Source organism: Dolichospermum sp. LEGE 00240 (genome assembly GCF_015207875.1).
Classification (GTDB): domain Bacteria; phylum Cyanobacteriota; class Cyanobacteriia; order Cyanobacteriales; family Nostocaceae; genus Dolichospermum; species Dolichospermum gracile.
In genome coordinates, this window is sequence record NZ_JADEVZ010000017.1 from 19,951 (window position 1) to 43,433 (window position 23,483).

Genomic DNA, 23,483 nt, shown 5'->3' on the forward strand with positions numbered 1-23,483 from the left:
AATATCATACTATTTATTTTTATACTCGTATTTTTGGAGGTGAATAAATACATAGGCTATGAAAACTTTGTAAAGCAAGGCTTAATGGTAATCTTCTCCTAAATCACCTTTAAAATCTGTGCAATTTGGGAGTATTATATACAACTTAAAGTTTAAAATATAAAAAAGTAATTTATCAAAATCAAATGGCACTAACTCCGATGTACTTTTCGGAATTTGTCAATGATGTATAAAATCTTAAAAAATATTTTTTATCTAACACTTGCTTACTAGGAACACATAAGGTAGTATTTAATTTGTCAAGATAAATACAGTTCGTGACCTCAAATGTATTCATGAATGCAAAAGTTATTGAAACTCGGCATTTCAAGGACATAGGTTACAGAATAGCGATTATCATGACTTCCCAAAATTGGTGTTGATAGTCTCAAATATTTAACCAAAAATAGCCAGATTGTCATAGATATGCGAAGTTAATTACTGTACAATCTGATTTTAAATTACCACATAAAAGGAAAAAATTTAGATGGGGTTTATCCACAATCAACATAAACAAATGTGCCTTATATATTCATCATATAAACATGAATAATTCCCCATAGTCTATCGAGTTATGTGTCATTTACCACTATAAAAACATAAAAATGAGTAAAGAAATATCTTCTTGTCAAAGTATTCATGGATTACGGGCAAATTGCCTGTCTTTTTCGGAAGTATTAGCGCAATCATTTGCTGTAATTGCACCCACAACTGTACCAGCATCTAATATTGGTTTAATTGTGGCACTTTCAGGAAATGGTACTTGGCTAAGTTTTGTGATTGGGTTGATTGGACTAATGTTAGTCAGCATTAACATTAACCAATTTGCTAGTCGTTCCGCATCTCCTGGTTCTCTCTATTCCTACATCACCCAAGGCTTAGGACCAACAGCAGGAGTAATTTGTGGTTGGAGTTTAGTGCTGGCTTATTTATTTACAGGAATGTCCGTTTTGTGCGGATTCGCTAATTTTAGTGGAATGCTAATTGGTCATTTGGGTATTCATCCTTCTAGCATCACACTGTTAGCTATTGGTGCAGGAATTTCCTGGTATGCAGCTTACAAAGATATCCAACTTTCGGCTGTAGCCATGCTTTGGTTAGAAGGTGCTTCCCTTGTTTTGATAAGTATCTTATGTATGATTATTTGGGCGCATAAAGGTTTTGCTGTGGATATGTCCCAAATCACCCTTTCTCGAGTTACTCCCGGTAGTGTAGCTACGGGACTGGTATTGGTGATGTTTGGTTTTTCCGGCTTTGAAAGTGCGACTAGCTTAGGTGATGAAGCCAAAAAGCCATTACGCACCATACCTAGAGCCGTTATGGGTAGTGTTATCCTTGCAGGGCTATTTTTTATTTCCACCACCTATATAGAAATTCTAGGTTTTCAAGGTACGGGAATTTCAATTAAAGACACCGAAGAACCTTTGGGTTTTCTTTCCCGACAAGCAGGAGTGGGTTTTTTGGGAGAAATGGTGGCTTTAGGAACGTTGTTTAGTTTCTTTGCTTGCATTCTTGGCAGTATCAATCCTGCGGCTAGAGTAGCTTTTTTAATGGCTCGTCATGGTTTGTTTCCTGCCTCTTTAGGTAATGCTCACGCAGCCAATAGAACTCCTCATGTTGCCGTCACGATATGCTCGCTATTGACATTTTTCATCCCGGCAATAATGTCCTTCTTTCATATCAAACTATTCGATTGTATGGGCTATTTAGGGGCTATTTGTAGTTATGGATTTTTAACTGTTTATATTCTGATTTCTGTTGCTGCTCCAGTCTATCTATACAAAATCAGAAACCTCCGTTCGATAGATGTGGTGTTTGCGGTTTTAGCTGTGGCGTTCATGATGATCCCAGTAGTCGGTAGTGTGGGGATTCCTGGTAGTAGCCTGTTTCCCATGCCGGAAGCTCCTTATAATACCTTTCCTTACTTGTTCTTGTTGTATCTTTCTGTTACTTGTGGCTGGTTTTTTATTAAAAAACAACGTTCTCCTCACTTAGCAGCAGGAATTATTCAAAGAGTTGATGATATTCATGCTCGATTCGCAGAGAGAAATAACTATTAAGGGCTGGTAATGGGTAATGGGTGATTGGTAATTGGTGATGGAGAAGAATCAACGTCAATTGTTACTTAATAATCCTCAATCAATATCTCTTGATAGTCAAAAATTCAAAATCTAAAATCTAAAATCTAACAACATTATGAGTATAGTAACTGCAATTAGTACCGGAGCAATGGCTTTTAGTGCCACGAACATTGATGATTTAGTCATTTTGACCTTGTTTTTTTCTCAGGTAAATGCTAAGTTTCGCCGTTGGCATATTATTATCGGTCAGTATCTAGGTTTCACCGCTTTAATTTTGGCTAGTTTGCCAGGTTTTTTTGGCGGTTTAATCTTACCCCGTCCTTGGATTGGGTTATTCGGTTTAGTCCCAATCATCATGGGGATCAGAAGTTTAATGAATCAAGAAGAGGATGAATCAGAGGATGTGGAGACAGATACAGAAGTTTCAGAGCGATCGCTATGGGCGAAGTTTTTCAATTTGCAAACTTATAGTGTTGCGGCTGTGACATTTGCCAATGGAACGGATAACATTAGTATTTATGTGCCGATATTTGCCAGCAGTAATTGGCAAAGTCTATTAGTAATTTTGGGTGTTTTCTTTTCATTAGTGGGGGTGTTGTGTTACGTAGCACATAAGTTAACTCATAATCAGGCCTTGGCTAACCTTTTTACCAGATATGGTAATCGGTTCATGCCATTTGTCTTAATCGGATTAGGTACTTTTATCTTCCTTGATAGTCATAGTTTTAGTCTTCTCAATCTTATCTAGGACTTACGCATTGACAGGATCAACCAAATATGAAGTATGGGTTTTGGGCATTTTAACGTGATTTTTTGATTATTTTTGAGCGATAGCGAAGCGCTGCTGCAAGCAGTTCGCTATTGAACAGAAGTTAATCGCCTAAAGCCTGAAACGACGGATTTTCGTTCATTCACATCATGGTTAATTTGTATAGTGCGTAAGTCCTATTATCCATAAATAAATTCTTTTCTTGTGTTTACCTCCTGACGGGATGACAAAAATTATCAAGGCTCATAAATTCAACGCTCATAAATATAGATTAAACAAAAGGGGAATTTAAATTGAGCATACTAGCATTTTCTTTACTGGTTTGGTTGGGATCATTTAGTGCCGGGTTAGTCGGAGCATTAACTGGGTTAGGCGGTGGAGTCGTGATAGTTCCGTTATTAACTTCCGTCTTTAGTGTTGATATTCGCTATGCCGTTGGGGCATCATTAGTATCAGTTATTGCGACATCATTAGGTTCAGCATCTACATATATTAAAAAAGGCTACGCTAATCTGCGCTTGGGAATGTTTCTGGAAGTAGCCACCACCATTGGCGCTCTCATTGGGGCTTTAATTGCCACTCATGTAACTGTAAAAATACTTTCCTTGATTTTGGCAATTGTGCTAATTTATTCAGCATACCTGTCTCAACGACCCAGACCAGAACAAACAGAAATTGCTCCACCAGATCCTTTAGCAGAATATCTCCAACTTAATGGTACTTACCCCACTCCTGATGGTGTAATCCCTTACCAAGTTCATGCTTTACCTGCTGGGTTCAGTATTATGTTAGTAGCAGGAGTGCTTTCTGGTTTATTGGGAATTGGTTCGGGAGCATTCAAAGTATTGGCTATGGATCAAGCTATGCGTCTCCCTTTTAAAGTTTCCACTACTACCAGTAATTTTATGATTGGTGTCACAGCCGCAGCCTCAGCAGGTGTTTATTTAACACAGGGATATATAGATCCAGGTTTATCTATGCCAGTAATGTTGGGAGTGTTACCAGGTGCTTTTTTGGGAGCCAGAATTTTAATCGGTGCTAAAACTCAAATTCTCAGAATTATCTTCAGTTTTGTATTGGTAGTAATGGCATTAAAAATGGTCTATAACAGTCTAATAGGAGGGCTGTAATTATGTATAAACTAAATTCTGGTTTTCGCTGGACTTGCACAACACAGATAGAAAGAAAAATTGAAACTTTCACTTTTGAATTAGAAGGGCGAGATTGTGATATTCAAGAGTTAGAAGAACAACACCTCAATGATCATGATGAAAATGTTAATCATCAAAAACTCACAAAATCAGTTAGTGAAAAACAATTAGAATCTTTACTTAGTAACCTCCTTAAATATGGAGTTTTAATTGCTAGTTCTGTAGTATTATTTGGGGGTATTTTGTACTTAATTAATCATGGTTCTGAGCCTGCTGAATATCAAATATTTCGAGGCACACCATCTGAGTTTCATTCCCCAACAGGCGTAGTAAATGCTGTTTTGGCAGGTAGCCGCCGGGGAATTATTCAACTAGGGCTGTTAATACTCATTGCTATCCCTATTTTGCGGGTGATCATTTCTTTCTGCACTTTTCTTCTACAGCGAAATTTTATCTATGTCGTCATTACATCATTAGTGCTTGCTAGTCTAACTTATAGCCTGGTTGGCGCATATTACTAATATTTTCTACAACTCGTGACTATTTCTCAATGTTGGACATTTTCTCGTTTTCTAAGTTAAACTACACTAAGACGATAGAATTAGTGTAGTTTTATGATCAACATCCAAGTAGAAAGTCCAAAAGTTACCATGAATAGCGAAAACACACAAATCTCTTTAGCGCAGCCAAGCATGAATATTTGGAAGAAACTCAGAGGTGGATTCTTGTTAGTGTTGGGATACTTGCTTTCTCCTCTATGTTGGTGGAATGATTTATTATTTAATCTACCCATTGCTTACTTTTTTGGGTATTTATGTAGTTTATTATCGCCAAAATTACTTTTCCCTTGTACTATTCTTGGCTACTGGCTATCAAATATTATAGGTATCCTGTTGATGCAATATGGTTCAGTAGATATGTTTCAACAAGAAAGCAAAGAACGTAATTTGAAAAAAGAGTTATTTAACAGTCTCATTTCTTCAACCGCATATACATTAGTGATTGTACTTTTAATTCAATTGAAGATCATTGATACTCCTATTTTATTTACTAATGGGTAATTGAAAAATTACTTCCATATCCCAGAGAAGTTAATTTTCACTAGCTGTAATTAACTCCTGAATATTCCAAAGGTTTGGGCTATCTTTACCCATAATTAGCGGTAGTTTTCCATTCCATTTTTCTATAGCTTGCCTTTGCAGTAATTCCGGTGTCAAACTCTCTCTGAGTAAGCTTTGAGATTCTGCTTCCCCTTTGGCTAAATTGACTTTCACTTCTGCTTCTTTCACTGCTTTTAAGGCAATAAATTCAGCCCGTTTTGCTTCCTGTGCGGCAATTTGTTTGGACTCTACTGCTGCTCTGAATTGGTCAGAAAAGCGAATATGAACTAAGGAAATATCATCAACTGCTATATTATAATTTTCCAATCTTGCCGTTAGGGCTTGATCTAACTCTCTCTTAACATCCCCGCGTTTTGTAATTACTTCTTCAGCAGTATATTGGGCTACGACTGCTTTTAATACTTCTTCAATTGCTGGATTTATAATAGATTCGATAACCTGATTTTCATCACCAATTTGTTGAAATATTCTATTAACTTTATCTGGTAAAAAATGCCAATTAAGAGCTACATCCATAAAAACATTTTGTAAATCTTTAGAAGCTGCTTCAGTTGATATTTCCTGCTTGTGAATTCTGATACTTAATTTTTTGACTGTATTAACTATAGGTATGATTAAGTGGATACCTTCTCCTAATATTTGTTCTTGGATTTGACCAAATTTCATTAATACACCACGTTCACCAGCATTAACTATCACACAAGGTGTGAGCAAAATAGTCAGCAAACATAGTAAAGCAGTCAGTTTACCAGCATTATTTAGCCGATTATATTTTTTCATCCCTAATTTCCATAACTAAGAGAATTTTGATTAGTGAGCTAGAATTTTATGCAGTTAAATAGAAATTACCAGAATTTATGGCTAATTAGCAATTATAATAGGCTGTTTTCTCACAAATAGACGGTGTAGAAAATATTGAATTTGATCAGAAAAAACAGTATTGCTTTTGGAGAAACAAATGGACAAAAAAAGGCTAGGTATTACCCTAGCCAAAAATCCACATCAACCGCAAACTGTTATTGCTACCTTTAACCAACCAGTTACCGCTAAACAATTACCATAGGTTTAAAACCATTTTATAATCCCACCAAGGAAGGTATTTATCAATTTCGAGTCCAGATTGTTTTCTCTGGAGAAAAGGTAAATAATTTAGTTGTGGGAACTGTTCACTTGCAATACTACGACAATTTTGATGATAAAATATGCAAACGATGGTAATTTTTTTGGGTTCATTAGTTGGGGTAAGATCCCCGACTTCTTATTTGATGATGTCAATTAAATTATTAACCAATGATAGAAGTCGGGGATCTACTTTTTTTTAGCAAATTAATATTTTTTTCTTGGTCATTTTTAACTGTTTCCAGAGAATATGTATTTGTTTATAAGCCTCTTCTGAGGAAAGTTTACCACCAGTTTGTAGACCAGAAATATAGTTCACTCGTTGCGAAAAATCTTGAAGTTGAGCATTAAATTCTAAATGTTCTGACTTCAAATCTCCATAATAAGGACTACGAGGATAAAGAAAATCAGAGAGTTCCGATAGCAAATCAGAGTATTGATTCATAGATACCTTTAGTTACTATATGCTAATTCTTTGACATCAGGTTGAGACTTATTAACAGCTTGGATAAATTCTGTTAAAACTTCTTTGAGACGTTGATCAATTTCTTCATCTAATTGCAAACTACCATCAGCTTGAATTTGAATTTGCTTATCTACTGCGTAAACTGTACTTAAAATATGCCTTGCACCTAATTCACCTAAAACTGGTTTTAAGGCATATTCTATTGATAATAAATGAGCGATTGTACCACCAGTAGCTAAAGGTAATAAAACCTTACCATTTAAAGCTTGTTGTGGTAATAAATCTAAAAAAGATTTGAGTAACCCTGTGTAGGCAGCTTTATAAATTGGGGTGGCAATAATTATACCACTTGCTTGTTCCAGTAATGCTTTTGGTTTTTCTAAGGCTGGACTCTTATAACGTCCATAAACTAGATCCTCAGCAGGTAAATCCCGCACAGAAATAATATCTGTTTCTAGGCCTTGTTGGGAAAGAATTTGAGTTGCATATTCTAAAATTCCATAGGTTCTAGAAGGATGAGAAGGACTACCAGCGATCGCTAAAATATAAGTCATCTGACAAAAACCTCTTGATTTAATTAATTTTCAACTAATCTACGGTGGCTACTGTTGTTTCTCTAAGTTGTTGAGGAAATTCCCGGTTAGCAACAATTTCACCAAAAGGACTTAATAATTGTGGTTCTATTGTTGGTAAATTATCCAAAGGTAAACGAGGAAAAAGCAATTCTGCTACCCGATAAGCTTCCTCTAAATGGGGATAACCAGAGAAAATAAAAGTATCAATTCCTATGTCCGCATATTCCTGCATTCTTTTAGCAACAGTATCGGGATCACCTACTAATGCAGTTCCCGCACCACCCCGAACTAAACCAATTCCTGCCCATAAATTAGGGCTAATTTCTAATGCTTCCCGACTGCCATTATGTAATTCCTTCATGCGGTTTTGTCCAACTGAATCCATTCTGGCATAAGCTTGTTGGGATTTTTTAATAGCCTCATCATCTACATAACGAATCAAATCATTAGCCGCATCCCAAGCTTGACTCTCAGTTTCTCTGACAATCACATGAAGACGAATACCAAAGCTTAATGTTCTTCCTTGTGCTGCAGCCAAACGTCTCACAGAAGCAATTTTTTCTGCTACTTGTTGAGGTGGTTCACCCCAAGTTAAATAAACATCAACGTGCTTGGCAGCAATTACTTGAGCAATCGGAGAGGAACCACCAAACCACAAAGGAGGATGAGGTTTCTGGATATTAGGAAATAGAATTTTCCCCTCTTTAATATTCAGATAATCACCTTCAAAGTTAGAAATTTCACCTCCAGCAATTTCTCGCCAAACTGTTAAAAATTCATCGGTTAATTGATAGCGATCATCATGACTAAGATGCAAACCATCACCAGCCAATTCAACAGGATCACCACCAGTTACGACATTAATTAATAATCGTCCGCCAGAAATTCTATCAAAAGTTGCTGCCATTCTTGCTGCTACTCCTGGCGACATTAACCCCGGACGGATTGCTACTAAAAACCGCATTTTTTTAGTGTGCGTTACCAAAGTTGAAGCTAAAATCCAGGCATCTTCACAAGAACGACCTGTGGGTAATAAAGCCCCTGTAAATCCTAATTGATCAACCGCTTGGGCAATTTGTCGCCAATAATCAAAGTTAACTGAACGACCACCTGTAGCAGTTCCTAAATAACGTCCATCGCCATGTGTGGGAATAAACCAAAGAACTTGCATGATACTTAAGTGTAAAATTTTTCAATCAAAAACTACGTTAAATTTATCGGTTTACCGTATTATTTGAGTAATGCTTAAGAGTATTACACAAATAAATCAAGAAAAGCAAGACCTTTACAAAAAAATACTGTAACCCTATCGGGTATAAGTAGATTATCCCTTCAAATAACTAGGATTCCATTGCAACCAGTAGTTTTCTAAAGTTTTAGCAACTATATCAGCCAGCTTGCCGAACAAGGCATATATTAAAATACTTAAAACTACAACGTCAGTTTGCATAAATTCTCTAGCATTTGTTGCCATATAACCAATCCCAGAATCCGCAGCAATTGTTTCTGCGACAATCAGTGTTAACCACATAATCCCTAAAGAGAACCGCACACCAACTAAAATTGAAGACATTGCCCCTGGGAGAATAATTCGCCAAAATAAACCCCAAGTATTTAAACCGTAAATTTTACCCATTTCAATTAATCCCCTATCAACACTACGAATGCCATGAAAAGTGTTTAAATAAATGGGAAACATTACACCCAAAGATACTAGAAATAGTCTAGCTTCATCACCAATGCCAAACCATAAAATTACCAATGGAATTAATGCTAAATTAGGAATATTTCGCAACATTTGCAATGATGTATCTAGTAACTTTTCCGCAATGGGAGAAATACCATTGAGTAAACCTAAAGTAAATCCAATACTTCCCCCAACTAAAAACCCAGATATTGCCCTTATGGCACTAATACCAATATTTCTAAAAAGTTCACCTGTCTGAGCCAATTTAATAGCAGCAGTAACAACTGACAAAGGTGCTGGTAATATTCTGGTGGGAATAACCCCAATAGAAGACAAGAATTGCCACAAGATAATTATTGTTATTGGCACAAGCCAAGGTATAAATGATTGAATATAGCGATTATTGATAAATTTAAAATGTAATTTATTTTTTTTCATTGTATATTTGGATGAAAAATCAGTTGAAGAAGAAAGTTTCATGACAATTTCTTAAGAGATAAAAAGGATAATTATGAGCAGAATTGAGGTGGTTAAATCAGTGGCTAAGATCCCCGACTTCTTTCTTTAATTAACAAATTATGATTTCTTCTCAGAAATCGGGGATTTGAATTCTTATTTATTTTTTACTAATTCTTCGGGGGGTAATAGCAGCATATTGTTGAGAACTAAGAACTGAATCTTTGATAGCAACTTGTTTAGGAATAACTCCTTCCTTATAAAACAAATCTGCAATCCGTTGTTGTTCAGCAATCAGAGATGAGTTAATTGGGCGTATACGGAATGTACGTCTACGAACTACTACTCCTAATAGTGCAGGATCAAGTTTTAGTTCAGGTGCAAGAATTTTCACAACTTCGTCAGGATTAGATTCTGCCCATTCTCCTAATTTATCTACCTCTTCTAAAACTATGCGGACAACTTCTGGATTTTCCACAGCAAAACTCCGTCTAGCCATATAAAATCCACCTTGAGTAGCAATTCTGGAAGCATTTCTCAAAACACGAGCATTAGCAGTTTTTTGAACAACCGCAATAAAGGGGTCCCAAGCAACCCAAGCATCAATTTTCTTTTGAATAAAAGCATCACGAGCTTCTGCTGGAGTTAAACTAACTGCTTGAATATCGCTATATTTTAAACCTGCTTCAGCCAAGGCTCTTAGTAGTAAATAATGTGATGCTGAACCCTTTTGAAAAACAACTTTCTTACCTTTAAGATCCTTAACTGTCTTAATAGGAGAATCTGGCTGGACAACAATAGCACTACCTTCACCACTACTAGGTTTACGTCCAGCAATATAGACAAGTTGAGCGCCAGCAGCTTGAGCAAAAATTGGTGGTGTTTCTCCTACAGAACCAATATCAACCCTATTTGCATTCATCGCTTCCATTAATTGCGGTCCAGCAGGAAATGGAGACCATTCTACCTTGATACCTAAAGGCTCAAGACGCTTATCTACCACCCCTTTGATTTTCACAATATCTCCAGATGTTTGATAGGCAAGTCGGACTACTTTTGTCTTAATTCCTGCTTTATTAGTTGTATTTTGGGCTTCGACTATATTACTAGCAATGGGAGTAGAAAGAAAAACCAAAGCTAATGCTGAATATTGAATAAATTTCTGTAAAACTGTGCGGCGTTGTAGATTAAAGTTCATAATTATGTCTCCTCACTTAATTTCAATTCAAATCGTTTTATTCCAGAACCTAAAATGGGCGACTACCCGCTAAACTAATGCGTTTCATGACCCGACGTTGATGAGGATCAAAAGCTTGACGATAATGTAATGTAGATTGATTATCCCAGTAGACAATATCGCCAACAGACCATTTATGCTGATAATAAAATTGAGGTTGATGCAGATGATTTCTCAACTGTTCAATTAATTCCTTACCCTCTTGGGGTTCTAAACCAACAACTTCAACCTCTGTGGTGTAATCTAAATACAAAATCTTTTTACCACTCTCTGGATGAGTTCTCACCAATGGGTGGGGAAAGACAGGACTAATGAGAGTAATATTCTTATCCTCACGATACTTTCGGCGAGGTTCTCCTGGCTTATTTAAAAATGGATTATAAGTAATCAACTGCAAATCTGCAATTTGTTGTTTGGTTGATTCATCCAAAGTTTCATAAGCTAAATTGAGATTTAACCAAGAAGTATCTCCACCTTCAGATGGTACTTCTAGAGCATAGAGTAGAGAACCACTAGAAGGATAGGGTGTCCATTTATGATCAGAATGAAAAGCTAATTCCCCCGTACCTGTATAGCCACCATCAACATTAGAAACGGGAATTATAACTGGCGTTACTCCTGGTTGAGAAGCGAGAACTGGAACATTATCTGGCGGGACAAATAATGAACCAAAATTAAAACTAAAGTTCAAAAATTGCTCATCATTAAGATGTTGATTTTTGAAGATGAGAATATGGTAATCTCTAAGTGCTTGTTTTAATTGTAAAATAATTTCAGGTAGAATTTTTTGACTACCATCTAGTCCAGTAATAACTGCACCTAATGGAGCATCAAGAGGAGTAATTTGAAAATTAGTTAAAGTAAGTGTCGGCATGATAAAAAATCAAATTCATTCAAGTTATGTAATTATGTAAAAATCAATTTTAGTTTTATTCTTCTCCGTATTTTTGGTAAAAAAAGAATAAAAAAACTACAAATTGCTATTTTTCGGCAAGCACTTCCTTCGGAGTAATTGCCGCATATTGTTGAGGAGTTAAAAACCCATCTCTAACATTTACTTTTTTAGGTATAAGTCCTAAGCTATACCATTTATCTGCAACTTCTTGTTGTTTCCTGATAACTTTTTCGTTAATTGGCACTAATGAAAACTGATATTTGCTGTGCATTTTTTCTAAAGTTGGTGCATCAAGCTGAGTTGCACCAGTTAGTAACTGAGCAATTTGTTTAGGATTGTTTTTAGACCAGACTTGTGCTTTTTGTAATTCCTCTAGAAAAATTTTAATGACTTGAGGATTTTCTTGATAAAATTTGCGATTGGTAGAATAAAAGTTGTTAGTATCTCTTAAACCATTACCACCATCTAATAAAACACGACCCACTTTATTTTGGACATTTCTGGTTACAAATGGCTCCCAAATAAACCAAGCATCTACTTTACCTTGGCTAAAGGCAACGTTGGCATCTGGAGGTGCTAAAAAAACTGACTTTATATCAGTGAGTTTTAAACCTTCTCTTTCTGCTGCTCTAACTGTCAGGTAATGTCCAATAGATGCTTTTTGGAAGGCAATTTTTTTACCTTTCAAATCCCTGAAACGTTTAGCAGGTGAATTGGAAGGAACTAAAAGTGAAACTGCTCTACCATCGGAGGAGTTAGCTGCTAAATATACGAGAGGAACTCCGGCTGCTTGAGAAAAAACTGGAGGTGATTCGGCTGTAGATGCAACATCAAGTCCACCTGCATTTAAAGCTTCTAACTGTTGTGGACCAGCAGCAAATTCAGGCCATTCAACTTTATATCCTAAAGCTCCTAATCGTTTTTCTAAAGTGCCTTTTTTCTCTAAAACTGCTAAGGCTGTAAGTTGTTTAGAACGAACAATTCGGACTACTTTTTTGTCATTACTGGCAATTAGTTTACTATTTGTGTTAGTTGTACTGCCAGTAGATGAAATTGCTTGCTGTTGAGCGCTATTTTGGGGTGTGTTCCAAGTGAATAATGCAGCAGATAAGACACAGGTATAGCCAAAGGTGGATAAAACAGAGCGACGAGTAATCTGTTTGTCTTTCCAGGATTTAAATTTATTTTTCCAATTCAGCATGGTTGAATCCCCTTTTTTTATGAACATTTTTTAGTTTTGTTAAATATTTAAGAAAGTGAGGTAGAAAAAATAATCTACCTCAACACGGTATGAAGAAACCTAAAGATAACTGACATTAATGCTTGGTAAGCCATGTAGAGAATATCAGTTATCAGTCAAATACCAAGATTATTTAAGCTCTAAGATTAGAAAAGAGAAGTTGAGAAAAGTTGGCTTTCTCTATTTTCACCAATATCACCTACTAACTCTATATAACCTCAGAAGTATCTGGAAAATTTCTGGGTATGAACTGCGGTGTTGATCTAAATCTAAGGATAGCCTAGACAACACCACAGGTTGACTAATTGAACGCCTATCTGTGCGAATTTGACTTTTTGTAGACTTTCTATGGCGATAGTCATAATTTTTGCTCCAAACAGTTTCTAGTAATGGCATTTAGGCAGACACAGAACTCAATAAATAAGAAGACGATGATGCAGATTCAGTTTGTGGTGATTCTTGTTTACCCATGACTCTATCTAAAATTCTCTCTACAGTCTTCGCAAACTCTGCGTCTCCTCTAGCGCGTGGACGGGGAAGATCAATTTTTACATTCATACTAATTTGACCATTTTCAATCAAAATTACTCGGTCTGCTAATACCACTGCTTCTTCTACATCATGGGTAATTAACAATGCTGTAAATCCTTGTTCTTGCCACAAACGTTCTAATAATTGTTGCATTTCAATTCTAGTTAGGGCATCTAACGCCCCCAAAGGTTCATCTAGTAGTAATAAAGAAGGTTTACTGGCCAAGGCTCTGGCTAAAGCTACCCGTTGTCTTTGTCCACCGGAAAGTACGGAAGGCCATTCTTGAGCGCGGTCTTCTAACCCTACTTCACGCAGCACTTGTAAAGCCGTTTGCTTGGCATAAACTTTGGAATTAGCACCTATTAAACCTAATTCTACATTTGCCAATACTCGCTGCCAAGGTAACAAACGAGCATCTTGGAACATCATGCGGATAGCAGGATTAATGGGTTTATCAGAATATCTACCATTTAACAAAACATCGCCACTATTGGGAGCATCTAGCCCAGCTATTAGACGCAACATGGTACTTTTACCACAGCCACTGCGACCAACAATAGCCACGAATTCTCCTGGCTGAATTTCTAAATCAATTCCTTGTAAAACAGTTTTATTTCCAAAAGACTTTCTCAGTCCTTCAAGATTTAATTGCATTCCTTTTACTTTATTAGTCATGATCAAAACCTCTTAATTGTGGATGTTTGATGGTTTATTTGGAGTAAGTATGTCAAATAAAAATAGACAATGCTTGTGGAGAATTTTTCTGAGCCGAACTTCTGAGAAAATTAATATATTTATTTTTCGGCTTGAGGAAATTTTAAGATTGACACAAATTACTCTCTTTGTATTTGCTTGAATCTGCCTGGACAGAGAGCTTTAGTAAACAAGCATCTGGCATTACTACCAATATGCTTGTTGTGCCAATCTGTGTCTCCCAGATAAATCCACTGTAATTCGGTAGGAATACCGTAGCTTTAATTTAGTGTGGCATAACTAGATAAAAAATGCAAGTATCTTTGAGAAGAATTTTATGAAAAATACCCATAAAAAAATCCCCACTTGTTGATGAGGATTTATTTCATAAAAAACTTGGCAATTAATGTATTAATTGCTGACATCAAAAAATAGGAAAAATTTATTTTTGACTATTTGTTCACAAATTCTTATGATTTATATTCTTGTTACAAAAGTTAATTATTGTAATTTAAACCCCAAATTATTCAGAATTTCTTTTAATCTATGCCGACCAGATAATGATTCAGCCGATGCTACTCTTTTACTAGAATGTTCCGACCAATCACCAGGAATATTCATGTGTTGTGAATTGTAAAAGTTTGCCATGATTTGGTTATATTCTGATATTCCTTGCTCTTGTTCTGCAAGTTGATATGTTTCTCGATGTAACACCACTGATTGTGGTAAACGTGGTTTAATTGTCACCTTGACAACCGGATCTGCATAACCTACACATAAACCAAAAACAGCAACTACATGACATGATAAATTCAAAATTTTGGCTACATCTTCTGGTTTATTTCGTAATGCACCGATATACACAGTTCCCAACCCAATAGATTCTGCTGCGACTACCGCATTTTGTGCTGCTAATGCGGCATCTATGGCCGCCATCAAAAACATTTCTAGATAATCTAAACCTTCATGAGGTAGTCCAAGATTTTCGGCAATGTTTGTGAGTCTGGCTAAATCTGCTAACCATACTAAAAAGAGAGGACACTGGCGAATATGTGCTTGATTATTAGTTAGTTTTGATAATTCTTCTTTGCGATTTGCATCTTCAACTGCTACTACACTCCAAGTCTGGAGATTGGAAGAAGTAGAAGCAGATTGAGCAGCAGCAATTAAAACTTCTAAAGTTCCTGGTGGTAAAGCATCAGGTAAATAAGCACGAATTGAACGATGGGATAACAGAGTTTCTAAGGTGTCACTCCAAGGAATATCTGGATTGAAGTTACTATTACCATAACGATAATTAAGTAATTCAGTTGGGTTAGTCATAACTTGCAGAAAAATGATTATGAAAATGTCAGAATCAGGATGTCCAGGATTAAAGGATTGACAGGATGAAAGATTTTTGATCAATACGAAATCCTGCAAATCCTCAAATCCTGATTTATGCGTCAAAATCTGAAGGTGGTACGCAACCAACCAACTACACTAGCAGGATTACTGGCATCTGAATCCGGTGCAGTAATCCAAATGACTCCTGGTGTAATTTCGATATTGTTACTAAGTTTATATTGATACCATCCTTCAACGTGCAGTGATAGATCTTTGTCAGCTTGACCTTTACCTGCTCCCAAATCTACATTTTTACTCAGTCCAGTTAAAGTTGGGGCTCGACCGACAAAAATAGCTCCTAAGCTACCTTTTTTTCCTAAGTCGGGAAATGTTAGTCCTGCTCCCCAGTTCCATGCTTGACCATCTCCATTTCCTAAATAACGATGGGCTGAATAGCCTACATAAGTATTAGCTGTTATCTTTGGACTAAGTTTATATAATGCACCCAATCCGTAAAGATTTCCCACAGTTCCCGCACCAGCTACGGTACTGTTTGCTAAGTTACTACCAGCGGCAGGTCCAAAATTGGTGCCACCTAGACCTATCGCATTTGGTGGACTGTAGGTGTTAGCGTAACTTAAGCCAACTCGAAAATTTTTCTTGGGGCTAAAGTATGTTACTTGTCCAAAGGCGACATACCTACCTGCAAATAAGCCATTATTAGGTGTGGGATTCTCACCATTAGGCGCACTGTATGATGCCCCTAATTGCCACTGCTTGCTGAGATCATGGAGGATAGCGATTCCTGGACCTGCATCTCCATAGTTATAGACCATATTCCGTCGGGAAAATCGTGTTATCCCATTACTGAAAGAGCCTTCAAATGGGTTGGTTGGACCACTTAAACCAATTTCATTAGCTCCATCTGACTGAGCAAAAATGTTAAATTGTGTCTTTTTACCAATGGGAAAACGATAACGGATACCACCAACACGAATCTGATTGGGTTGAAGGCTAGGGACTCGATTATCGGCAGTTCTACCATCAAATGTTCCAAGAACCCCAGATCTAAGTTGTCCTAAGGACTCAATATTTCCACCTGAGAGGACTAGTCGCAGTTGGTCTTTACCAGTGAAACTGGTGTTTAAGACTAATTGAACCGCATCTTGAAAGGTGATGGTACGAGGTGCGGGTTTTTTGGTGAGGACGTTGTTACCAGCGAGGACTCCGCCCAGAACGAACTGAACTTGACCTGTGAGTTTGGTTGTTGTTGAAAATTGATCAGCTTCTAATTGTGTTGTTCGTGCTTCTATTGCGTCTAATCTTCCGCGTAATACAGTAAGTTCGGCATTAAATTCTTCATTTAGTCGCTGTATGGTTTCCAAATCTGTTTTTACAGCTAAATTAGACGTGGTTGAGGCAATAAGTTTATTGACTTGATCTAAACAAGCATTTAACCCTGCGGCAAATTCATAGCGAGTCAAAGCTCGATTACCACGATATTTAGTATCAGAACCCACTAAGCAATCATAACGTTCTATAAGAGATTTTAAGGCCTCATAAGCCCAGTCAGAGGGTTGGACATCTGAAAGCTGGGATACAGATGTAACTTGTGATTCATCTGATAAAGAGGAAGGTTCTTTTTGGGCAATTATTTGAGTAATTTTGTTAAAGTCAGGAGTATTGATATTGACTGGTGATAAAGTCTCTTTGTTTGTTGTTTCATTTTCTCCTCTTATTTCACTAGCAGAAGTTTTTGTACTAGCTGCTAAGACTAATAGGAATACAGACATTGGGAAAGTTAGCAATAAATTACAAGCAGTTTTTTTCATTTTGATAACCTCACACACACAAAATTTAAGGCAGTCCGAAATCATCAATAATTTCGGACTTACCATAGGAAAGATCAAGGAACTTCTCAGATAGAAATTTTCGGTAATAGGTCTATTGAGACTGGTTTTGTATTCTTACTGACACGAAAGCCTATAGTAGCAACTAAATTACCCTATGTTATATAATCCGGTAATTTGGTCAAGTTACTGTAGTTAATCTGTTATAGATAGCAGTATTTCACAAAAAATCTAGAATTTGAGTATTGGTGGATACATTTTTGATAATTTTAAATTAATTGCTACAAAGGGTTGTATATCTAAAATTTATATGATAGTATGCCTTTTCAGGTATTAACTCCGTTAAATCAGTAGATTTAGTGTAGTTTGATGAAATAGTGATATTTTTAGTTTTTGTAGGAAAATGGAATCAGGAGAATCATTTAAACATTATGAAATACAACCAACTTGGTGCAAGCGACCTCAATGTTTCAGAAATTTGCTTGGGAACTATGACCTATGGGCATCAAAATACTATTGAGGATGCACATGAGCAACTTGACTATGCTGTTACCCAAGGGATAAATTTCCTAGATGCGGCAGAAATGTATCCGGTCCCTCCTCGTGGTGAAACCCAAGGGAAAACTGAGGCTTATATTGGTGAATGGTTGAAGAAACAGCAACGAGATAAATTAATTGTAGCTACTAAGATTGCTGGTCCGGGTCGTCCTTTTTCTTGGTTGAGGGGTGGAAATAATAAAGTTGACCGTGATAATATTACACAGGCAGTAAATGATAGTTTGCAGAGATTACAAACCGATTATATAGATTTGTATCAAATTCATTGGCCTGATCGTTATGTTCCGACATTTGGACAAACAAGTTATAATCCAGAATCAGAAAGGGAAACTGTGCCTATTGCGGAACAGTTACAGGCTTTTGCTGATGTGATTAAAGCTGGGAAGATTCGCTATTTGGGTTTAAGTAATGAAACGCCTTGGGGAGTAAGTGAGTTTGTTCGCATTGCTAATGATTTGGGATTACCTAAAGTTGTGACAACTCAAAATGCTTACAATTTATTAAATCGTAATTTTGAATCAGGTTTAGCTGAGGTTTACCGTTATACAGATGTGGGTTTATTGGCTTATAGTCCCTTGGGTTTTGGGTTTTTGACTGGTAAATACATAGAGAATCAACAGTTAGAAAATACGAGAATAACTCTATTTCCAGGTTTTGGACAACGGTATTTGAAACCTAATGTCCAAGAAGCAGTTAAGGCTTATGTGGAGATTGCTAAGAAGTATAATCTCTCACCTGCTCAATTAGCGATCGCCTTTGTTAAAAGTCGCTGGTTTGTGAAAAGTACAATTATTGGCGCAACAACTTTGGCACAATTGCAGGAAAATATAGATAGTGTCAATGTGGTTTTAGATAAAGAGATTTTTGCAGAAATAGATGCAATTCACACTCGTTATCCTAATCCAGCACCTTAACCAGGTTTTGTAAAAAAATATAAAGAGGGTGTTTTAAAAGTTTCCGGCGATTATAAATCGCTACTACACAAACAAATTCCACCTGCGTGGACTAACGAAAAATTAAGAGTTTGAAACCCATGTTCGCGTAGCGTTCCGCAGGAATAGATGGGTTTTGTCTGTGTAGCCGCGACTTCTAGTCGCCAAAGCTTTTCAAACATCCTCTTAGAAAAAACAATGTTATTATCTGATTCTGTTACTATTACTGATGTAGAAGCAGCACAAAAAAGGCTTTTAGGTATTGCTCATCAAACACCAGTAATTACCTCGAATACCGTCAATGAACTGACTCAAAGCCAAGTATTTTTTAAATGCGAAAACTTTCAACGGACAGGAGCATTTAAGTTTCGTGGTGCTTATAATGCCTTAGTCCAATTATCAGCCAAGCAGAAAATCAAAGGGGTAATTACCTATTCTTCAGGAAATCATGGACAAGCGATAGCGAAGCGCTGCTGCTTTCAGCAGGTCGCTCTTGCTGGCAAATTACTCAATATTCCCACTATTGTAGTTATGCCTGATGATGCACCGATAGTCAAACAAACTGCAACTCGCGCTTATGGTGCTGAAGTCATTTTGTATAACCGTGACACAACTAACCGGGCAAAATTAACCAAAACTCTTGCAGCAGAACGCGAATTAACTTTAATTCCACCCTATGATCATCCTCATATAATTGCTGGACAAGGTACAACTGCACTAGAACTAGTTCAAGAAGTGGGACAACTAGACTACTTATTAGTATGTTGCGGTGGTGGTGGATTAATTTCTGGTTGTGCAGTTGCGACAAAAGCAGTCTTACCTAATTGTAAAATAATCGGTGTAGAACCGGAACTAGCTGATGATGCTACTCGTTCCTTTTATACCAAAACCCTGCAAATTGTCCATAATCCCCATACCATTGCTGATGGTGTACGAACTCCCAGTTTGGGTAAAATCACCTTTCCCCTAGTCTTGCGATACGTGGATGATATGGTGACAGTATCGGATGCAGGCATAATTCGCATTATGTTCTTGATTTGGGAACGCTTAAAAATCGTTGTTGAACCTACCGGAGTTATAGCTGCAACAGCATTATTAGAAGGTGTATTTAAAGCGCCGGGTGCGAGAATTGGCGTAATTATTAGTGGTGGAAATGTAGATTTATTGCAAGTTAGTCAATTAAAGCAACTTAATCATCTTTTGCATTACTAGATAAATAATTATCTAACTACTTGATCTTTTCCAAATTGACATGGTAGTCTGTGTTTATATTTAATCTACGGTTTTTCAATAAGCTTACCGTAGTTTTAGTTATAGTGATAAAAGACACTGTTGAGAATCTGAATTTTTAGCAATCGGGAATCTTCTTTTATGCCAAAAGATTGGTTAGAATGGCACGATCTTTACAATAGCGAACCAAAATTACAGCAGCGTCTAGAAATCGTGCGGGAATATATTTCCTATAGTTTAGATAACTCCCCAACAGGGGCTATTCGGGTAGTTAGTGCTTGCGCTGGTGATGGGCGAGATTTATTAGGAACTTTAGCAAATCATCCCCGTACTAAAGATGTATATGCAAGATTAGTAGAAATCAATCCTGAGTTAGTTGAACGTGGACGTGCAACTATAGAATCATTGGGTCTAACAAAACAAATTGAGTTTATCAATGGTGATGCTACTGCTACTGATAATTATGTAGGAGCAGTACCAGCAGATATTGTGATTGTTTGTGGTATTTTTGGCAATTTAGCTGATGAAAATGAACTCAATCGTTTATTAGGGAATTTGAGCTTTCTGAGTAAAAAACGTGCTTTTGTTCTCTGGACTCGTGGAAATTCTAACGGTATTGCTTACTCAGAAACCGTGCGTAAATACTTCCGTGATTTTGGATTTGAGGAAGTTAACTTTAAACTCACAGCAACAGGAGATATGGGAGTAGGGATTCATCGTTATTTAGGTGAAAATCTACCTACACCCAAAGAAGAAAAACTATTTGTATTTTCTGGCGTTCCAAATAAGGCGAGGTAAGAAATGGCCATTGCAAGCACTACCATATCCAGTTGGGATCAATTATTAGAAACTGCTCGACAAAATACCCCCGCCCGTCGAGTTAAAAGACCAGGACAAGCACCTTCTACTGCTCCTATTCCTAGCAGTTTACATAAACTTTCCCCGGAGAAAAAACCGCCAGTATTGTTATATAGAGATAGTAACTCTTGGTGTCCTTTTTGTGAAAGAGTTTGGTTTGCCTTAGAAGAAAAACAAATTCCCTTTGAAACAGAATTTATTGATCTGAGTAATAAACCGAAATGGTACACAGATTTAGTGCCAACAACCCTTGTCCCCGCAGCAAATATTGAGGGCAAATTCGTTTATGAATCAAAAGATATTCTTTTAGAATTGGAAGAACACTTTGGCGAAACGTTGTTACCAGAAGATCCAGAAGAAAATGCTCTGGCTAGACAATGGGTTGAAGATGCAGAAACTAACGGTTTTCGGGATATTGCCTATAAATTCTTGAGACAACCTCCAGAAGATGCCAAAGAATTAGCAAATTTACAGGCAGAATTTGAAGCTAAATTAGATGAAATTGAAAAAACTTTAGGGAGATATCCAAAACCCTATTTTTTATCAACATTTAGCCTGGTAGATATTATGTATAGTCCCCATTTAGATAGATTGGCGGCTAATTTACCAGTATATAGAGGATATCACATCAAAGGAAATCCTCGTTTTCCTCTCATTAATGTTTGGTTTGCAGCACTTAAAAAACGTCCTGCTTACAACAGAGTTAAATCAGACAATATTACTAATAATTTACTTTTACGCCGTAGATTTGGCGTAGAACCTATTGGTAATCCCTTGCCTTTAGATTTATTTGATGCTGAATTTATTGAATATCGGGCTGAAGCAGCAGAAAGATTAAGTGATAATCGAGAAGTTGCTATTGGCGATATTCTCAAAAATTCTGGAGTTCAATCTTTAGGTGATATCTCAATAATCAAAGAAATTGTTGATTTTCACCTCAGACTATTAGCTGATTATCTTCTGAATGGTAATAACGAACTATTACTGGGAGGAAGAACAGGTGGAAAAGAAAGTATAGATCCCATTATCGCGGCTACTGGGGCTATTACGCTGGCTTATGTAAGAAATAGAATTTGTGCGCCACGAGATATGAGTGCTGGTGCTGCAACTGCATTACGAGCCGCAGCAGATAAGGTTTTGGCATCTATTTATTGATTTTATTTCACCCAAAGAGGAATTAAAATGACTGATTTAAAAAAGGTTAATGATAATTTGAGTATTGCTGGACAAATTTCTGCTGAGGAATTAAGAAAATTAGCAATTGAGGGTTTTAAATCAGTTTTGAATTTACGTGATCCTGATGAAAATGGTTTTTTCCATGATGAAAAGCAAGAAGCACAAATTGTAGGCTTAGAATATACAAATATTCCCTTAAATTCTCAAGCACCAAATCAGAAATTAACAGCACAAGCCATTCAAGCTGTGGAGAACTTACCTAAACCAATTTTAATTCACTGTGCTGGTGGTGCAAGAGCGGGGGGAATAGCCTTAATTGCAGAAGCAATTCAAGCAGGTTTAACTTATGAACAAATTGCTCAAAAAGCTAATGAATTGGGCATTAATTTAGAACAGCCACATCTCAAGCAATTTCTATTAGAAAAATTTGCAGCTAGACAAAATTAAGTTGTAGGCTTTGGCGCATATAGCAATTCCCATTCAAGTCAGGTACAAGCGTTAATAATCAAACGCAGATGGACGCAGATAAACGCAGATAATTTTGTACTTCATTAGACTAGGAAATGCTATTAATAAAAATTAAAAATCTACAACCTTGCTTCTTTCCTCGAAATACATTAATCAATCCCCTGGGTAAATTTATCAAGTACAATTTCTATGAGTTTAGAACTAAATCTATCAGGTAAAACAGCAATTGTTACAGGTGGTAGTGCCGGAATTGGATTAGCTACCGCCAAAGGTTTATATAGTGAAGGTGTGAATGTAGTTATTGCTGCTCGCAACCAAAAAAGACTTGATCAAGCAGTAATTGATATTCAATCCTTAGATGATACAAATGCTAAAGTTATTGGTGTGAGTGCCGATTTAACTAAAGCAGAAGATATTGAAAAAGTTGTTTCTACAACATTAGAACAATTTGGAAAAATTGATATCTTGATTAATAATGCTGGTTCAGCCCGTGCAGGGTCATTTTTAGAATTAAGTGATGAAGCATTTTTAGATGCTTGGAATTTAAAACTTTTGGGTTACATTCGCTTTGTGAGAGCCGTTGTACCTCATCTAAAAAAACAGGGTGATGGACGCATTGTTAATATTATCGGTGGTGCTGGACGGACACCCCGCCCTAATTTCCTACCAGGAGGAACAACAAATGCTGCATTGCTAAACTTTACACGAGGCATTTCTAAAGAATTAGCCCAAGATAATATTAGAATTAATGCCATTTCTCCAGGATTAACAGACACAGAAAGAGCCAAAACTTTAGCTGTGCAAAATGCCGAAAGTTTGGGTATTACTGTGGATGAATATAAAGCCCAAGCAGTGAAATCAATCCCTTTAAGAAAAATCGTCAAACCTGAAGAAATTGCAGCTTTAGCATTGTTTTTAGTTTCTGATTTAGCTGCTTCTATCACTGGTGCAGAAATTCAAGTTGATGGAGGCAGTACACCAGGAGTTTAAGGAGTTTAAAAAGATGTTTGTAAAACTAAAATCTT

23 protein-coding genes are annotated in these 23,483 nt (G+C 36.7%); 12 read left to right on the forward strand and 11 right to left on the reverse strand.

Annotation, left to right across the window (positions count from 1 at the left end; all coding sequences use genetic code 11):
• The first annotated feature begins 644 nt into the window (after window positions 1-644).
• The 5 genes from IQ226_RS07935 (at window position 645) to IQ226_RS07955 (ending at window position 5,101) form a co-directional block, all read left to right on the forward strand.
• A complete protein-coding gene (locus IQ226_RS07935; RefSeq protein WP_193894284.1) occupies window positions 645-2,099 on the forward strand; it encodes an APC family permease in 1,455 nt (484 codons plus the stop codon).
• 136 nt (window positions 2,100-2,235) lie between these two features.
• Window positions 2,236-2,868: a cadmium resistance transporter gene (locus tag IQ226_RS07940; protein WP_193894287.1), complete on the forward strand. Its 633-nt coding sequence runs from the start codon at window positions 2,236-2,238 to the stop codon at window positions 2,866-2,868.
• Between the two features lie 314 nt (window positions 2,869-3,182).
• The gene (locus IQ226_RS07945; RefSeq protein ID WP_193894290.1) at window positions 3,183-4,019 is read left to right on the forward strand and encodes a sulfite exporter TauE/SafE family protein; all 837 of its coding nucleotides are present in this window, start codon (window positions 3,183-3,185) and stop codon (window positions 4,017-4,019) included.
• A gap of 2 nt (window positions 4,020-4,021) precedes the next feature.
• Window positions 4,022-4,561, forward strand: a complete 540-nt coding sequence (locus IQ226_RS07950; protein WP_193894293.1) for a DUF1634 domain-containing protein — start codon at window positions 4,022-4,024, stop codon at window positions 4,559-4,561.
• Window positions 4,562-4,690: 129 nt separating this feature from the next.
• A complete protein-coding gene (locus IQ226_RS07955; protein WP_228039319.1) occupies window positions 4,691-5,101 on the forward strand; it encodes a hypothetical protein in 411 nt (136 codons plus the stop codon).
• A 30-nt stretch (window positions 5,102-5,131) separates the two neighbouring features.
• Here IQ226_RS07955 and IQ226_RS07960 read toward each other — a convergent pair whose 3' ends face one another.
• A complete protein-coding gene (locus tag IQ226_RS07960) occupies window positions 5,132-5,941 on the reverse strand; it encodes a prohibitin family protein (RefSeq protein ID WP_193894296.1) in 810 nt (269 codons plus the stop codon).
• A 318-nt stretch (window positions 5,942-6,259) separates the two neighbouring features.
• On the opposite strand from IQ226_RS07960, the gene IQ226_RS25885 reads away from it, so the two are divergent.
• Window positions 6,260-6,379 (forward strand): hypothetical protein, encoded by a 120-nt coding sequence (locus tag IQ226_RS25885; protein ID WP_370567105.1) that lies wholly within the window; start codon window positions 6,260-6,262, stop codon window positions 6,377-6,379.
• Between the two features lie 100 nt (window positions 6,380-6,479).
• On the opposite strand, the gene IQ226_RS07970 is transcribed toward IQ226_RS25885, so the two are convergent.
• From IQ226_RS07970 to IQ226_RS08015, 10 genes are all read right to left on the reverse strand, one after another.
• Window positions 6,480-6,725, reverse strand: coding sequence for a hypothetical protein (locus IQ226_RS07970; RefSeq protein ID WP_193894298.1), 246 nt, complete (start codon window positions 6,723-6,725; stop codon window positions 6,480-6,482).
• A gap of 8 nt (window positions 6,726-6,733) precedes the next feature.
• A complete protein-coding gene (gene ssuE / locus IQ226_RS07975; protein WP_193894301.1) occupies window positions 6,734-7,300 on the reverse strand; it encodes an NADPH-dependent FMN reductase in 567 nt (188 codons plus the stop codon).
• Between the two features lie 34 nt (window positions 7,301-7,334).
• Window positions 7,335-8,492, reverse strand: coding sequence for an FMNH2-dependent alkanesulfonate monooxygenase (gene ssuD, locus IQ226_RS07980; RefSeq protein WP_193894304.1), 1,158 nt, complete (start codon window positions 8,490-8,492; stop codon window positions 7,335-7,337).
• 153 nt (window positions 8,493-8,645) lie between these two features.
• Window positions 8,646-9,446 (reverse strand): aliphatic sulfonate ABC transporter permease SsuC, encoded by an 801-nt coding sequence (gene ssuC / locus IQ226_RS07985; RefSeq protein ID WP_193894307.1) that lies wholly within the window; start codon window positions 9,444-9,446, stop codon window positions 8,646-8,648.
• Window positions 9,447-9,624: 178 nt separating this feature from the next.
• Complete coding sequence (locus IQ226_RS07990; protein ID WP_193894310.1) at window positions 9,625-10,662, reverse strand: sulfonate ABC transporter substrate-binding protein; 1,038 nt, start codon at window positions 10,660-10,662, stop codon at window positions 9,625-9,627.
• A gap of 49 nt (window positions 10,663-10,711) precedes the next feature.
• Window positions 10,712-11,575, reverse strand: coding sequence for a TauD/TfdA family dioxygenase (locus IQ226_RS07995; protein WP_193894313.1), 864 nt, complete (start codon window positions 11,573-11,575; stop codon window positions 10,712-10,714).
• Window positions 11,576-11,681: 106 nt separating this feature from the next.
• Window positions 11,682-12,797, reverse strand: a complete 1,116-nt coding sequence (locus IQ226_RS08000; protein WP_193894317.1) for an aliphatic sulfonate ABC transporter substrate-binding protein — start codon at window positions 12,795-12,797, stop codon at window positions 11,682-11,684.
• 435 nt (window positions 12,798-13,232) lie between these two features.
• Window positions 13,233-14,042: an ATP-binding cassette domain-containing protein gene (locus tag IQ226_RS08005; protein WP_193894320.1), complete on the reverse strand. Its 810-nt coding sequence runs from the start codon at window positions 14,040-14,042 to the stop codon at window positions 13,233-13,235.
• A 519-nt stretch (window positions 14,043-14,561) separates the two neighbouring features.
• Window positions 14,562-15,383, reverse strand: a complete 822-nt coding sequence (locus IQ226_RS08010; RefSeq protein WP_193894323.1) for an NADPH-dependent oxidoreductase — start codon at window positions 15,381-15,383, stop codon at window positions 14,562-14,564.
• 122 nt (window positions 15,384-15,505) lie between these two features.
• Window positions 15,506-17,218, reverse strand: coding sequence for an iron uptake porin (locus tag IQ226_RS08015; RefSeq protein ID WP_193894326.1), 1,713 nt, complete (start codon window positions 17,216-17,218; stop codon window positions 15,506-15,508).
• A 449-nt stretch (window positions 17,219-17,667) separates the two neighbouring features.
• Between IQ226_RS08015 and IQ226_RS08020 the strand changes: the two genes are divergently transcribed.
• The 6 genes from IQ226_RS08020 to IQ226_RS08045 all read left to right on the forward strand — a co-directional run bounded on the left by IQ226_RS08020 (window position 17,668) and on the right by IQ226_RS08045 (window position 23,448).
• Window positions 17,668-18,708, forward strand: a complete 1,041-nt coding sequence (locus IQ226_RS08020; RefSeq protein ID WP_193894329.1) for an NADP(H)-dependent aldo-keto reductase — start codon at window positions 17,668-17,670, stop codon at window positions 18,706-18,708.
• Between the two features lie 216 nt (window positions 18,709-18,924).
• A complete protein-coding gene (locus IQ226_RS08025) occupies window positions 18,925-19,938 on the forward strand; it encodes a threo-3-hydroxy-L-aspartate ammonia-lyase (protein ID WP_193894332.1) in 1,014 nt (337 codons plus the stop codon).
• A 159-nt stretch (window positions 19,939-20,097) separates the two neighbouring features.
• The gene (locus tag IQ226_RS08030) at window positions 20,098-20,754 is read left to right on the forward strand and encodes a class I SAM-dependent methyltransferase family protein (RefSeq protein ID WP_193894336.1); all 657 of its coding nucleotides are present in this window, start codon (window positions 20,098-20,100) and stop codon (window positions 20,752-20,754) included.
• 3 nt (window positions 20,755-20,757) lie between these two features.
• Window positions 20,758-21,969, forward strand: coding sequence for a glutathione S-transferase family protein (locus IQ226_RS08035; RefSeq protein ID WP_193894339.1), 1,212 nt, complete (start codon window positions 20,758-20,760; stop codon window positions 21,967-21,969).
• 27 nt (window positions 21,970-21,996) lie between these two features.
• Window positions 21,997-22,437, forward strand: coding sequence for a beta-lactamase hydrolase domain-containing protein (locus IQ226_RS08040; RefSeq protein WP_193894342.1), 441 nt, complete (start codon window positions 21,997-21,999; stop codon window positions 22,435-22,437).
• Between the two features lie 210 nt (window positions 22,438-22,647).
• The gene (locus tag IQ226_RS08045; protein WP_193894344.1) at window positions 22,648-23,448 is read left to right on the forward strand and encodes an SDR family oxidoreductase; all 801 of its coding nucleotides are present in this window, start codon (window positions 22,648-22,650) and stop codon (window positions 23,446-23,448) included.
• The last annotated feature ends 35 nt before the right edge of the window (window positions 23,449-23,483 follow it).